The following is a 14,781-nucleotide window of genomic DNA, read 5'->3' as shown; positions in this document are numbered from 1 at the left end:
TCATCGATTAGAAACCAGGTGCACAGCATCTGGTTTTTTACTGTTTAAGGCGGTGTATTTCATTCACGAGGATGACTTGATTGTTATCAATTTCAATATATGGAAGCGGGTGTTAAACTAAAGGGAGAGGAGGGGTAAAAATGGAAACGATGCAAATAGGGGAAATTAAATTAACATGGTTGAATGGAGGTGTGACTCACTTGGATGGCGGTGCGATGTTCGGTGTTGTACCGAAACCGCTTTGGTCCAAGAAGTATCCTGTTAACGAAAATAACCAAATCGAGTTACGAACGGATCCGATTTTAGTGCAGGCAAATGGATTGAACATGCTTATAGATTCCGGTATTGGCAATGGAAAGATGAATGACAAGCAGAAACGGAATTTTGGGGTGACTGAGGAATCAAATCTTGTCGAAGACCTTAACAAACTTGGGATTCAGCCAAATGATATCGATTACATTTTAATGACCCATCTACATTTCGACCATGCCTGCGGTTTGACGAAACGTGAAGGTGAAACTTGGGTGCCTGTTTTCGAGCGTGCAGAAATCATTACGACCCAAACTGAATGGGATGAAATGAAAAACCCGAATATTCGTTCAAAAAGTACATATTGGGCAGAAAACTGGGAGGCTGTCGCTTCTCTTGTACGTCCTTTTGAAGGAGAGCAGGAAATTACAGCCGGCATTAAAATGATCCATACTGGGGGACATAGTGATGGACATGCGATCATCATCATTGAGGATGGTGGGGATAGATTGATTCACATGGCAGATATCATGCCGACGCACGCCCATGCGAATGTCCTCTGGGTCCTCGCTTATGACGATTATCCCATGACTTCCATCGAGGCGAAGGAAAAGTGGATGAAATCCGGTCTGGAAAATGGGTCCTGGTATAGCTTTTACCATGATGCCCAATACTGTGCAATCAAATGGGATGTAACGGGTAAGGAGATAATGGACGAATTGAAACGGAAGCGGTAAGCGGGAAAGCAAAAGGAGGACGTCTTTTTGACGGCCCTCCTTTTTTTGTTTCAATCATTTTGCGCATTAAGCTCCAATATCGTTCCTGTTGAGGCATCTGCAACAAATTCGAATTGCTCCCGTTTACCCTCTGTGTTTCTGGTGATCCCGCCTTTGTACACTTCATAGTCCAAATCATTTTTTGTATAGTTCTCCGGCTTCATCAAGATCCATGAGCCATATATATTTCCATCCTTTTTGACTGTTTCCTTAACTTGGGCCAAGACTTTATCGGGAGAAGGTTTACTTGATTGATCCAATAGTTGTTTTGTCGCATAGCCAGCAGCAAACCCGGCTGCAGTACCTAGTAAAAACGTTTTCCAATTCATTGATTTCTCCTCCATTGCTTTTTTTAAAATCACTTCTTCTAGTATACAGAAGTACGCTTTATTTGACTAATAATTTGAAATTTTACCCATTAACTGATAAATTAGAACTTTCTAGTGTAACACGATGCTAAGTTCTGTAAAATAGTAAGAAACAATACATAGGTTAGGGGTAGAAAAATGAATCATGAGACTTTGGAGCTTTTTAAAACATTGACGGAATTACCGGGAGCCTCGGGAAATGAACATGCAGTTCGGAGTTTCATGAAAAGTGAGCTGGAAAAGTATTCGGATGAAATCGTCCAAGATCGCCTTGGCGGAATATTTGGCGTAAAAAGAGGCAATGAAGATGGGCCGACTGTACTAGTTGCCGGGCACATGGATGAAGTGGGATTCATGGTCACCTCCGTAACGGAAAATGGAATGATTCGCTTTCAGACCCTAGGAGGCTGGTGGAGTCAAGTGCTTTTGGCCCAAAGAGTCGAAATCATAACCGATAACGGTCCGGTCATTGGTGTCATCGGTTCGATTCCTCCCCATTTGCTTGATGAATCGCAACGCTCAAAACCAATGGATATCAAAAATATGCTGATTGATATCGGGGCGGATGATAAGGAAGATGTGAAGAGAATCGGTATTAAGCCAGGTCAGCAGATCGTACCGATTTGTCCATTCACGCCGATGGCCAATGAGAAAAAAATCCTCGCAAAAGCGTGGGATAATCGTTACGGTTGCGGCCTTGCGATTGAATTGTTAAAAGATTTAAAAGGCGAAACGTTACCGAATATCTTATATTCCGGGGCAACCGTCCAGGAGGAAGTGGGATTACGGGGCGCTCAAACTGCAGCTCATATGATCAAACCGGATCTTTTCTTCGCTTTGGATGCAAGTCCGGCGAACGATATGTCCGGCAGTAAAAGTGAATTTGGCCAGCTAGGGAAAGGGGCACTGCTCCGCATTTTTGATCGTTCGATGGTTACGCATCGCGGCATGAGGGAATTCATCCTTGATACGGCCGAGTCGAATGAGATTCCGTATCAATATTTCGTTTCCCAAGGCGGCACGGATGCAGGACAGGTTCATATTGCTAATGAAGGCATTCCAAGCGGTGTGATTGGCATTTGTTCCCGCTATATTCATACACATGCATCCATGATTCATATTGATGATTATGCCGCTGCACGTGAACTGATTGGGAAATTGGTTCGTTCCTGTGATAAAACGACGTTCGAGACCTTGATAAAAAACGGTTGACGGAGGAAGCTGAAATGGAAAGGGATGCTGTCATGAATCCTCTTCCATCAGCTTTTTTTACATAGAAGGAAGGTAATTATATTGAAAATAGCAGTTGGCAGTAAGAATCCGGCGAAAGTAAGTGCCGTGCTTGGCGTATATGAAGGTGCAGAAATCATTTCGCTTCAAGTGGAGAGCGGGGTCCCGGAACAGCCTTTTTCAGATGAGGAAACGATGGAGGGGGCAATGACAAGGGCCCGGAATTGCTTGATTCACAGTGATGCCGAAATGGGTATCGGACTTGAAGGCGGTGTCGTGAAAATGGGACAAGCACTGTTTCTGTGTAATTGGGGTGCAATGGCCACGAGGGACGGTGAGGTCTTTGTAGCTGCCGGAGCGAGAATCCCAGTGCCGGGAATTGTTGCTGAGAAGCTGCTGGAAGGTGAAGAGCTGGGCCCGGTGATGGACGCCTTCACAAGGCAAGAGAATATTAGCAAAAAGGAAGGAGCGATCGGCGTATTTACAAATGAGCGAATCACCAGGGGGGAAATGTTCCTCCATATCATGAGGATGCTAGCCGGTCAATACGAGTATAAGCTGAAAATGAAAAAGCAGGATTATTGAATCACTGTCATGGAAAAGCGGGTTTCGAATGAGTGAAACGAACACTGCCAAAACAGAGCAGAATCAGACAGGATTTCATTGATCGGTCTTGCTAGTATAGTGACAAGGGGTGAGTGAAATGGGGTGGGTTGAATCAATCCAAAAGGCCATCGATTATATCGAGGAGAACTTATTGGAGGACTTGACGATCGAGAGCATTTCCAGGGAGGCGAATGCCTCAGCATTTCATTTTCAGCGGACATTCACCATTTTAACGGATATTACCATTGGTGAATATATCCGGCGTCGAAGACTGACCTTAGCGGCCCAGGAGATTTCATCCACAAATGGCAAGGTCATTGATTTAGCCTACAAGTATGGCTATGACACCCCCGAATCATTCTCAAAAGCTTTTCGAAGGCAGCATGGGGTATCTCCAAGCGAAGCCCGAAAGTGTATGGGGAAGCTGGAATTTTATGAACGCCTGGTGATACAGGTGATTCTGAAAGGGGCAAAACCGATGAAATACAATATCCTTGAAAGGGATTCCTTTCAATTGATTGGAATCAAGCAAGAGTTTTCCTTGGTTAATGAAGAGAATTTGATCGGGATTCCGAAGTTGTGGGAGAAAGTCAATTCGGATGGGACAGGAAATAGGTTAGCGAAGTTGAACAATGGCCGAATAGATGGCTTGATTGGTGTATGTGTCGATAAGCGGGCTGTGGAAAAAAATGAAACGATGGATTATTGGATAGGTGCAGAGTATGCCGGGAAAGTGCCTGAAGAGTTTTCAACCCTTACGATACCGGCTTCCAAGTGGGTTGTATTCGAAGTTCATGGACCTATGCCTGATGCCATCCAACAAGCTTGGAAGCGAATTTTTTCAGAATGGTTCCCTACCAGCGGTTATGAACATGCCGGCACTCCCGAATTGGAAGTATACGCGAACGACGACGCTTCGAACCCTGATTATTACTCCGAAATTTGGATTCCCATTAAAAAGGAATAGTGTTCAACCATAAAATTTATTCGTTTTTCGCTTGCAGGGGAGGTTAGGCATCTAATTTTCACCTGCAAGCTTTTTATTTGGAAAAATATGAATCCTTCATTCTTGAGCTCGACAGTTAAGGAGCAGGGAGATTTACAGCCCTTCTTCAAAAATATAAGAAAGCACCTTCATGGCTTGGTTCACGGATTCTACCGTGACACTCGCCTTTTCGGATAATTCCTTTAAAGCATGGTGATGGGATTCCGGGCGAATCAAAATAAGCGGTTTTCCCAGGGAAACGGCGGTGCTTGCATCCATGGCAGTATTCCACTGTTTATATTTCTCGCCAAACAGAGCGACGACAAGATCAGCTTTTTTCATCAAAAGACCTGTCCGCAAATTATTGATTTGGGAGGCGGCAGCATCCTTCAGGATGGGATTCGGCTGTTCCCCGAGGATATCTTCACCGATATTATCGGAGCGTTCATGATTTTCCATCGGGCCGACGAATTCTAAAGGTAGCTTCAGTGCAGCGGCCTTATCTCTCAACTCGCTTCTCCAATTTGAATGGATTTCCCCAGCAAGATACACGGTTAACTTCATTGTTGTTTTCCTCCTCGTTATTGAAATTGCTTTCATTGTATCATGTTTTTTAGTAAATGGATGAATTCCATAAATAAGGATAATATTATCCTTAAGGTAGTTAAAGAGACGGCTGGAGGAATGACGATGGCTTTATCGAATAAGAATTTTCTTGTTTTCCTGTTGATAAGCAGTTTGATCGTGGGCTGCTCAGGTATCGAGAGACAAACCGAAAAGGCAATGAAGGCTGCTGAAGTGGCATTTCGTGACGATGAAAAACAGCCCAATCAAGAGGCAGGGCTAATTCAGGTCTATCTGCCAAAGGATTATAAAGTAGTGGAAGAACATGATAATAATTTGATTTTACAAAAAGATGAAAAGATTTATATATTATTTGTCAATCCAAATGAAAAAGAAGACAGCTCCGTTTTATATTTGGCGATAAAGGAACAAGAGGATCAATTTGTATTGCTGCATTCTTTTCAAACTGATGATAAATTCGGCTTTATCTCGATCAAAGAGATACCGAAAGAAAAGTATGAGCTTGCAGTGGGGATCGGCGGGGTCAAGCTGACAACCGAAACGGATAAAGACCAATTAAAAACCGATGCGAAACAAATGATGGAAATCGTTTCATCCGTGCCCCAGAAATAAGATGCCCCCTGCCTTTCAATCGATCCGTATTAATGGTTGATTCGTGAAGAGTCTGGTATGATGGGATTATAAAAACTAAGGTGTCATTTAGAGCAGGAGGAATATTCAAATGGAAAATTTACAAACCGTTGAGCAATATGATGCATTGAAAAATGAAGGCAAACATATCTTTCTTTTTTCAGCAACATGGTGTGGAGATTGCCGTGTAATCGAACCGATAATGCCGGAGATTGAAACGAAATTTCCTGACTTTACATTCATTCATGTGGACCGTGATGAATTCATCGATGTGTGCGCGGCTAATGATGTATTCGGTATACCAAGTTTCATCGCGTATGATAATGGCAAAGAGCTAGGCAGATTCGTGAGCAAGGATCGCAAAACGCAAGAACAAATTGAGGAATTCATTCAATCACTATAATCAATTTCCCCTTCTCGCTGGGGATTTTTCAATGAAGAGGAGGGTCAGTCATGAAAATGGACAGCACGAAGCTGAAAAATATCTTGAAGGAACGTTTAAAAGATGAGAATCGCACATTCAAATTCGATAGCAAGCAAGATACGTTACGGGTGGAGAATGTGAAGACCGGAAAGGGGATCACCATCGAGTTGCCTCCTGTACTTGCTAACTATGAAAACGTACAGGAAAAGGCCATCGATGAAATTACCTATTACGTGGAAGAGGCCCTGAATGTGATGGGGGAAGAACACAGCATGGAAGGCAAGGAGAAATTTATTTTCCCAGTCATCCGCTCGACCTCCTTTCCAATGGAATCGGAAGAAGGAAATCCATTTTTATTCGATGAGCATACGGCTGAAACCCGGATTTTTTATGCCCTGGATTTAGGGAAAACCTACCGTCTTATAGATGAAAAGATGATTCAACGGGAAAATTGGCAGGGTGACAGGATTCGTGAAATTGCCCTTTTCAATGCCCGTTCCCTCTCCACTGAAATGAAGTCGGATATCGTTGCCGGTAATGCATTTTATTTTTTGAACACGAATGATGGATATGATGCCAGCAGGATTCTAAATGAATCATGGCTTCGGGAAATGAGGGACAAGATTGAGGGAACAATGGCTGTGGCCATTCCCCATCAGGATGTCATCATCATTGCCGATGTGAAGAATGATACGGGCTATGATATTCTTGCGCAAATGGCCATGAGCTTCTTTGCCAGCGGTCATGTTCCAATAACGGCTCTATCATTCCTTTACGAAGAAAATGAGTTGGAGCCCATCTTCATTATGGGTAAAAACAAAAAGCGTGAACAATAATATATTGAAACACATAAGGACCGTGTCAGCATCTGGCAGCGGTCCTTTTAAAGTTTAATAGAGTCGCCTTGATTTCAACAAGGAAATCTCAGGGAAATGAGTTGATATTTATTTTTTAATGGGAGATAATATAGTTGGAATATTTAGAAAATATAAAAAATATTTGAATATAAACTATATAAGCGGATGAACGTTGTGGGAGAGTGCAAATCATTGAGCCACCGAAGGAGCAAGTTCCAAAAAATCACCCTTGGAGCAAATCTCTCAGGTAAATGGAACCACAGCTGGACGCAACTCTGGAGAGCGCGCATGAAGCAGTGTGCCACCAAAGGGGAAACCTCCATGACCAAAAATGGAGTTAAACTCTCAGGTAAAAAGGACAGAGAAGGGGAGCAGTAAGTTTACGCAACCCTTCTCTGTCCTTTTTTAGCGTGAAAAAAAAGAATGGGTCAATTGTTATTTATTTAATTGACTTTGCACACGGGAGGCGTGAAGTAAACAGGAAACTTACTATTTAAGGAGGTTTAGACAATGAGTAGCAGTAGGTAGGTAATGTGAGGATTGATAATAAGGGGGGAGTAAGATAGAAACGAACTATCAAGGTACCAATAAGATGATAACGGGAATTGTGTTTGGTGTTCTCACATTTTGGCTTTTTGCCCAGACGATGGTAAATGTAGTTCCGGCAGTTCAGTCAGATCTCGGTATTTCATTAGGCGTTTTAAATGTCGCCATCAGTTTAACTGCTTTATTCTCAGGGATTTTTGTCGTTGCAGCCGGAGGATTGGCTGATAAGGTTGGAAGAAAGAGAATGACATATATCGGTTTAACATTGAGTATTATAGGCTCTCTTTGCCTTATCTTAGCGCAAGGTGCCGGAATGCTGATCATCGGGCGAGTCATCCAAGGTTTATCCGCCGCCTGTATCATGCCGTCAACCATCGCCTTGATCAAATCGTATTATGAAGGGGAAAATAGGCAGCGTGCCTTAAGCTATTGGTCTTTTGGTTCTTGGGGAGGTTCAGGTATCTGTTCTTTTGCAGGGGGAGCGATTGCAACATATATGGATTGGAGATGGATTTTCATATTCTCCATTCTTTTTGCTTTACTAGCGATGTTCCTGCTTAAGGATACACCAGAAAGCAGAGCGGAAAAAACGAGCTCGTCTAAATTCGATATTGCTGGTTTATCCATATTTGTCTTCGTTATGCTTGCATTGAACCTGGTCATTACACGTGGGGATGATTTTGGCTGGACAAGTCCAATTACGTTAAGTTTAATCGCCATTATGATCATCGGATTTATAGTATTCTTCAAAATCGTAAGCAACAAGTCCAATGGGTTCATTGAGCTGGCTTTATTTAAGAATAAATACTATACAGGGGCCACCCTTTCTAACTTTTTGCTGAATGCTGTAGCGGGAACGTTGGTTGTTGCCAATACATATGTACAGGTTGGAAGGGGGTTCAACGCCTTTCAATCCGGATTGTTATCACTGGGGTACTTGGTTTGTGTATTAGCGATGATTCGTGTTGGTGAGAAAATATTACAGCGGGTCGGGGCAAGAAAACCAATGATCATCGGTTGTACATTAGCGGCGATTGGCGTTGGGATGATGGCCTTAACATTTATACCCGGAACGATTTACACTGTCGTTGTGTTTGTCGGGTTCACTTTGTTGGGAATCGGACTAGGAATGTACGCCACCCCATCCATTGACACGGCGGTTTCCAATGCGCCTGTTGAGAAGATTGGTGAGGCATCAGGAATATATAAAATGGCAAGCTCACTCGGTGGATCGTTTGGAGTGGCCATCTCTGCCACAGTGTACGGTACGATTGAAAATTTGGAAGTGGCTGCCGCTGCGGGATTAACGACAAATGTCATTTTTGCTGTACTTGCAATGCTTTCCATATTGTTCATCATTCCAAAGAAAAAAATGAATGAATCCAAGCCTGCCATTACGAAAGGCATTCCTGAAAAACAATTTATATTGAAATAAGGGGGAGAATGATCGTGAACGTGAAAAGCAAATTAATGAACATGCTGGAAGCCCGTAAAGGGGAAATGGTTCAAATCCGCCGTCATTTACACGAGAATCCGGAACTATCCTTCAAAGAAGAGAAAACGGCACAATATATCATTGATTATTATAAGGGGAAGAATGTGTCGATTCAAACGAATGTAGGAAATGGATTAGGGATCATCGTAACGATCGAATGCGGAAAACCTGGAAAAACTATAGGTCTCCGTGCGGATTTCGATGCATTGCCGATTACAGAAGAAGCGGATGTCCCGTTCCGGTCAAAAAATGAAGGTGTCATGCATGCCTGCGGACACGATGGGCATACCGCTTATTTATTGGTTCTGGCAGACTGCATCAATGAGCTTAAAGATTCCCTATCTGGTACGATCAAAATAATCCATCAACATGCAGAAGAAACACCCCCAGGAGGAGCAAAAAGCATTATGGAATCAGGGTTATTGGATGAACTGGATGCCGTTTTTGGAATCCACTTATTTCCGTCGCATCCAGCAGGGGTTGTCGGGTATCACGGCGGCTATTCGATGGCAGGACGGACCTATTTCAAGTTGGCGATAAAGGGTGTGGGCGGCCATGGTTCGTCCCCGCATATGGCTAATGATGCCATTGTGGCAGGCGCCCATTTCGTGACAGCCGTACAAACCGTAATCAGCCGTCGCTTGAACCCTTTTGATATGGGCGTGGTCACAATCGGCTCCTTCGATGGAAAAGGAAGCTTTAATGTCATAAAAGATCGTATAGAAATTGAAGGGGATGTCCGTTATATGACAGCAGAGACCCAACAGCTGATCGATAAGGAAATCCACCGGATCGTCAAAGGGATAGAAACGGAATTTGATGTTCAGTGTGAACTAACATATGTGCCTGATTATCCTCCGTTATATAATGACCCTGAACTGACTGGATTCGTAAAAAATAGCCTGGAAAGCATCAATGACAAAGATATTAAGAAGGTCTTGGAATTTCCGGTTTTCTCAGGTTCAGAAGATTTTTCGTATTATGCAGAAAAGATTCCTGGCTGCTTCTTTTACATTGGCTGTAAACCGAAAGGGGTGGAGAAGGCATATTTCAATCACCATCCTAAATTCGACATTGATGAAGATGCCCTTTTGATCGCATCCAAATCAGTGGCCCAGGTTGTATGCAGTTTTTATGAATGGGAATAGTCCCATTGGTATTTGTTTGCAAAAAAAATGCAGAAACCCACAAAACACCGTTCGGTATTAACGAACGGTGTTTTATGGGTTTCTGCAGGTATTTGGATGCCACCGGAGGTTTCGTGAAGGATGCTTCAATGAATTGACCAGTCTGCTTCCTGGGCTGCATGAAAACTTAATCTCTTTGTAAACGCGATTTAACAGCGGTGTTTTATTTAAATAGTAGACTAGGGGCTAATGTTATTTCGGATGGGTAGGTTTAAGCTCATTCCAGAATGGGTTTAATAGGGTAGGAGTTCTGCGAAATACGTTAAGTTAGTAAGAGTGCGATAAAAAAATAGATACTAATCCCAATTTAGCTTAAATTTTCTCGATATTTTTAAAATAACTGGTAGAATTAGTTACATAACTACAGATGTAGAAAGAGTGATAGTTTTGAAATGGCTAAATAAGATGAAAAAATGGTTCCAAGCAGAGGAAATTATTGAAATTGAAGAAATTATTATAGATGAACCGCTTGATGAAGAGACATTAAGGAAAATGGATTTTTCGAAGCTTTCGAAGTCAAAGGAAGAAGAAATAAAGGTTTACCATCAAAAAGTGGAAAAAATGTTGCTGACGCCAGACCCGGATACGAAAATCCTGTTTCAATATCCAAAAGGACAGTTCAAGTTTCCGCTCATTCCAGACCGTGAACAGAAAAGAAAACCTAGGGAAAGAAACAGGGAAGAACTCGAACCAAAACAGGGGAAGAATGTGACCAAAGAAACGACGAGAAGGCCTGTAAGGGATCCTGAACCAAAACGGAGAAGCTTCGAAAGGGAGGAAGTCTCAAAAATAGTCCCTTCAAATACTCCATTCCGTCCGACGGAAATCCCTTCACCCATTTATGGGTTCCGTCGTCCGGAAAAAAAAATAGTCGCTTCTGAAGAAATTGTCGAATATGAATTGGAAAGCAAAAAGCCCGTCCTTATAAAAGAAGAACCCGATATCGAGATTCCAGTATCGATTCCTGAAATCTCAAAAGAAGTGTCACATGAGGAATTGACGACAGAACCATCCGTTCTTATACCGGAACAAGAGGAAGAAAAACGGGAAGATTCAGAGATACCCGCTTTCTTTCGTAGGAATTCCATTGAGTCACTGCCAGAACAAGCAGTAAGCGAGCCTAACATAATTGAGCCTCCGGTAGAAAAAGAGGCTATTGAACAAGACGAAGTCGATTTTGGACGCGAAGTCGCTGTATCGATCATGGAACAGGCGGACGACACAACGCCTGAAGCTATATCGGTTCCTGGGGAGGTTGTACAATCAACTCAACCATCCGTTAGTCAAGGGACACTGCCTGAAAGTGATCCTTCTGAGGCAATACCGGAAGTGCAGCACAAACGTCCGAAAAAACATATCCCGTTTAATGTGATGATGCTTAAGCAAGATCGCGAAAAAAATGGCTTCATGAATAAAATGATGACGGAAAAAAAAAGCCCTAATTCGGAAAGGGCTGTAGTTTCACCTGATAAGCGGCCAATGACTGATGCCGCCCAAACGGAGACAGGAAAAGAGAAACCATCCACCATTCCTGAATGGGAACCGGAGGAAGGCAGAGCTGTGCCGAAAGAGGAGACTCCGGCCATTACACCAACCTTTTCGGACACTAAGGTTGGTTCCGAAACCGCCGCTGTGCCTGAAAATACAGTTGAATCCAATATCGGTTCCAACCCGGTCACTAAGCCGCCTTTTGAACAGGAATCCCCCATATCTGGAAATGAGTATCAAGAAGCAGTTTCTTCAGAGGCGGCAGCAGAAAGCAGCGAGGGCGATACCCCGGCAGTTTTTGGCTCCGTGGAAGCGGATGATAATCCATACTATGTGTTTCCGAATATCGAATTGCTGACACCTCCCACTTATGCTGTGCATGATGATGAGTGGCTCGAGGAACAGACTTTATTACTTGATGAGACATTGAAAAATTTCAATGTCCGTGCAAAGGTCGTCAATGTCACTCAAGGACCGGCAGTAACTCGTTTCGAGGTGCATCCGGAACCGGGAGTGAAGGTGAATAAAGTGACGAACCTGATGGATGACATCAAATTAAGCCTTGCTGCTCAGGATATGCGGATGGAAGCGCCCATTCCGGGTAAACATACAATTGGCATCGAGATTCCGAATAGAAAAAGCAAACCGGTATTTTTGCGGGAGGTTTTGGAAAGTACTGAGTTTCAAGAGCATGAATCACCGCTTGCTGTGGCTTTAGGACTCGATATTTCCGGTCAGCCGATTATTACGGATTTGAGAAAGATGCCGCATGGATTGATAGCCGGGCAAACGGGATCGGGGAAAAGTGTCTGTATCAACACCATGCTGGTCAGCTTGCTGTATAAAGCGACCCCGCAGGAGTTGAAATTACTGTTGATCGATCCGAAAATGGTCGAGCTCGCCCCATATAACCGGATTCCGCATTTAGTCAGTCCAGTCATAACCGATGTAAAAGCCGCTACGGCTGCGTTGAAATGGGCTGTAGAGGAGATGGAACGGCGTTATGAATTGTTTGTACATGCCGGTGTACGTGATATCACCCGCTTTAATGACCAAGCGGAAAAAGCCGGTCAATATTCAAGCAAGCTGCCTTATATCCTGGTGATCATCGATGAGCTTGCGGATTTAATGATGATGTCCCCGGCTGATGTAGAGGAAGCGATTTGCCGGATTGCTCAAAAGGCCCGTGCCTGCGGCATCCATTTGATCGTAGCCACTCAAAGACCTTCTGTCGATGTCATAACTGGATTGATCAAGGCAAATATCCCGACAAGGATCGCTTTTTCGGTTTCTTCACAAGTCGACTCCCGTACGATCATCGATAGCGGCGGTGCAGAAAAATTATTGGGAAGAGGAGATATGTTATTCGCTGAAAACGGCTCTTCAAAAACGGTGCGCCTGCAAGGGACTTTTGTGAGTGATGAAGAAATCGACCAGGTCGTCAACCATGTTAAGCTGGAGCAGCAGCCGAAATACCTGTTTGAACAGGAAGACTTGCTGAACAGGGCCCAGGTCACGGAAGAAGCGGATGAACTGTTTTTCGAGGCCTGTGAATTTGTCGTGAGCCAGCAGGCTGCATCTGCATCTAGTGTCCAAAGGCGCTTCCGTGTCGGTTATAACCGTGCAGCGCGCCTGATAGAAATGATGGAGCAACATGGAGTCGTTTCCGAATCCAGGGGCTCAAGGCCCAGGGATGTATTGATTACGGAAGAAGAACTGGAATTTTTACAGGTTAATTAAGAGAACCTAATAAAAGGAAATTGTATATAATGTGAAAGGGTGAAAACCCTTTTTTATCACCTTAATTGAGGGAAAAGCCAATGATTTGATAAATTGGCATCTGCCTGACATGGATGAATGAATAAAAAAGTGATATAATAGTTTTTTGTTGATGAATGATTGAAATTATAAGCTTGAAAAACCTATGAAGAAATTGCGTTACTAACAAGTCTCGTAATGAAAAAACAAATAAAAGATGACGTCATATACTGTCATACAGGTAGACGATTGGTGGAGGTTCGCTTTATGACTGCTTACCATTTTGTGGGAATTAAAGGGTCGGGTATGAGTGCTCTAGCACAAATACTGCATGATATGAATATTGAGGTGCAGGGTTCCGATTACGAAAAAGAATTTTTTACACAATTGGCATTAGAAAAAGCCGGGATTAAAATCCTTCCTTTCAACGAGGAAAATATTCAACCTGGAATGACCATCATTGCAGGAAATGCGTTTCCGGATAGTCATCCGGAAATCGTGAAGGCAAAAGAACTTGATTTGCCGATCATCCGTTATCACCGTTTCCTAGGTGATTTCATGAAAAACTTCATCAGCGTGGCCGTTACGGGAGCGCATGGTAAAACATCGACGACCGGCTTACTTGCCCATGTAATGGGGGGCGCTAAACCGACATCCTTCTTGATTGGGGATGGAACGGGTAAAGGAATCGTGAATTCTGATTACTTCGTATTCGAAGCATGTGAATATCGCCGTCATTTCCTTTCCTATTATCCGGATTATGCGATCATGACGAATATCGATTTTGACCATCCTGATTATTACGCCAATGTCGAAGACGTGTTCGAGGCTTTCCAAACGATGGCCCTTCAAGTCAACAAAGGCATCATTGCGTGCGGGGATGATGAACATTTACCACATATTCAGGCGAAAGTACCGGTTATTTTTTACGGATTTGGAGAAGGAAATGATTTTCAAGCGAAAAATGTTTCCGTCACTCCGGATGGCACGACTTTTGATGTGCATGTAAGGAACAATTACTATGATACATTCACCATTCCTACTTTTGGAAAGCATAATGTGTTGAATGCACTTGGTGTCATTGCACTTTGTAAATATGAAAACTTGGATACGGAAGCTGTGAAAGCCCAATTGCGGACTTTTGGCGGAGTTAAACGCCGGTTCTCAGAGAAGGAAATCGGAAGTCAGATCATCATTGATGATTATGCACATCATCCGACAGAAATCTCTGCAACTGTTGACTCGGCCCGTCAGAAATACCCAGAGCGTGAAGTTGTTGCGGTATTCCAGCCGCATACTTTCTCGAGAACTCAGGCATTCCTTGATGAATTCGCCGACAGCTTGAATTTGGCCGACAAAGTATACTTATGTGAAATTTTTGGATCTGCTCGTGAACATCAAGGGAAGTTATCGATTGAAGACCTTCAAGATAAGATTCCCGGTGCCGAGCTGATTACGGAGAACACAACATCAATATTGCAAAATCATGAAAACAGTGTCGTGTTATTCATGGGTGCGGGGGACATTCAAAAGTTCCAAGCAGCCTATGAGCATTCACTGCAGGTAAAATAAAAAAACGATCGATCCGTTAGAGCGG

At 43.3% G+C, this 14,781-nt stretch carries 13 protein-coding genes and 1 riboswitch; of the genes, 11 read left to right on the top strand and 2 right to left on the bottom strand.

Translation table 11 applies throughout. From position 1 onward, the window contains the following. Nucleotides 1-140 precede the first annotated feature (140 nt). Nucleotides 141-986 carry a YtnP family quorum-quenching lactonase gene (locus tag J7E52_RS16600; protein ID WP_214748700.1) on the top strand — a complete coding sequence of 282 codons (846 nt, stop codon included), beginning with the start codon at nucleotides 141-143 and terminating at the stop codon, nucleotides 984-986. A gap of 50 nt (nucleotides 987-1,036) precedes the next feature. On the opposite strand, the gene J7E52_RS16595 is transcribed toward J7E52_RS16600, so the two are convergent. Continuing rightward, nucleotides 1,037-1,354, bottom strand: coding sequence for a PepSY domain-containing protein (locus J7E52_RS16595; protein WP_076364628.1), 318 nt, complete (start codon nucleotides 1,352-1,354; stop codon nucleotides 1,037-1,039). A 177-nt stretch (nucleotides 1,355-1,531) separates the two neighbouring features. Here J7E52_RS16595 and J7E52_RS16590 point away from each other — a divergent pair, with 177 nt between their 5' ends. The 3 genes from J7E52_RS16590 (at nucleotide 1,532) to J7E52_RS16580 (ending at nucleotide 4,196) form a co-directional block, all read left to right on the top strand. After that, nucleotides 1,532-2,605, top strand: coding sequence for a M42 family metallopeptidase (locus tag J7E52_RS16590; protein WP_214748697.1), 1,074 nt, complete (start codon nucleotides 1,532-1,534; stop codon nucleotides 2,603-2,605). A gap of 81 nt (nucleotides 2,606-2,686) precedes the next feature. Beyond that, on the top strand, nucleotides 2,687-3,208 hold the full coding sequence (locus J7E52_RS16585; protein WP_214748694.1) for a DUF84 family protein: 522 nt from the start codon (nucleotides 2,687-2,689) through the stop codon (nucleotides 3,206-3,208). Between the two features lie 118 nt (nucleotides 3,209-3,326). Further along, nucleotides 3,327-4,196 carry an AraC family transcriptional regulator gene (locus J7E52_RS16580; protein WP_214748691.1) on the top strand — a complete coding sequence of 290 codons (870 nt, stop codon included), beginning with the start codon at nucleotides 3,327-3,329 and terminating at the stop codon, nucleotides 4,194-4,196. Nucleotides 4,197-4,328: 132 nt separating this feature from the next. Here J7E52_RS16580 and J7E52_RS16575 read toward each other — a convergent pair whose 3' ends face one another. After that, nucleotides 4,329-4,778, bottom strand: coding sequence for a YtoQ family protein (locus J7E52_RS16575; protein WP_214748688.1), 450 nt, complete (start codon nucleotides 4,776-4,778; stop codon nucleotides 4,329-4,331). A gap of 126 nt (nucleotides 4,779-4,904) precedes the next feature. Here J7E52_RS16575 and J7E52_RS16570 point away from each other — a divergent pair, with 126 nt between their 5' ends. From J7E52_RS16570 to murC, 7 genes are all read left to right on the top strand, one after another. Continuing rightward, nucleotides 4,905-5,411 carry a hypothetical protein gene (locus tag J7E52_RS16570; protein ID WP_214748686.1) on the top strand — a complete coding sequence of 169 codons (507 nt, stop codon included), beginning with the start codon at nucleotides 4,905-4,907 and terminating at the stop codon, nucleotides 5,409-5,411. Between the two features lie 109 nt (nucleotides 5,412-5,520). Beyond that, nucleotides 5,521-5,832, top strand: coding sequence for a thioredoxin family protein (locus tag J7E52_RS16565; RefSeq protein ID WP_076364640.1), 312 nt, complete (start codon nucleotides 5,521-5,523; stop codon nucleotides 5,830-5,832). Between the two features lie 50 nt (nucleotides 5,833-5,882). Then, the gene (locus J7E52_RS16560) at nucleotides 5,883-6,689 is read left to right on the top strand and encodes a DUF1444 domain-containing protein (protein ID WP_214748684.1); all 807 of its coding nucleotides are present in this window, start codon (nucleotides 5,883-5,885) and stop codon (nucleotides 6,687-6,689) included. A gap of 186 nt (nucleotides 6,690-6,875) precedes the next feature. Beyond that, a riboswitch (glycine riboswitch) is annotated at nucleotides 6,876-6,980 on the top strand. A gap of 322 nt (nucleotides 6,981-7,302) precedes the next feature. After that, nucleotides 7,303-8,691 carry an MFS transporter gene (locus J7E52_RS16555; RefSeq protein WP_214748681.1) on the top strand — a complete coding sequence of 463 codons (1,389 nt, stop codon included), beginning with the start codon at nucleotides 7,303-7,305 and terminating at the stop codon, nucleotides 8,689-8,691. A gap of 20 nt (nucleotides 8,692-8,711) precedes the next feature. Beyond that, nucleotides 8,712-9,899, top strand: coding sequence for an amidohydrolase (locus J7E52_RS16550; RefSeq protein WP_214749051.1), 1,188 nt, complete (start codon nucleotides 8,712-8,714; stop codon nucleotides 9,897-9,899). A 426-nt stretch (nucleotides 9,900-10,325) separates the two neighbouring features. Next, nucleotides 10,326-13,166: a DNA translocase FtsK gene (locus tag J7E52_RS16545; protein ID WP_309476900.1), complete on the top strand. Its 2,841-nt coding sequence runs from the start codon at nucleotides 10,326-10,328 to the stop codon at nucleotides 13,164-13,166. Between the two features lie 285 nt (nucleotides 13,167-13,451). Further along, nucleotides 13,452-14,756 (top strand): UDP-N-acetylmuramate--L-alanine ligase, encoded by a 1,305-nt coding sequence (murC, locus tag J7E52_RS16540; RefSeq protein ID WP_214748678.1) that lies wholly within the window; start codon nucleotides 13,452-13,454, stop codon nucleotides 14,754-14,756. Nucleotides 14,757-14,781: the final 25 nt, after the last annotated feature.

The sequence above is a fragment of the Bacillus sp. ISL-34 genome (assembly GCF_018613325.1).
Taxonomy (GTDB): Bacteria; Bacillota; Bacilli; order Bacillales; family DSM-1321; genus Peribacillus.
This window is presented reverse-complemented; position numbering and strand designations above follow the sequence as displayed.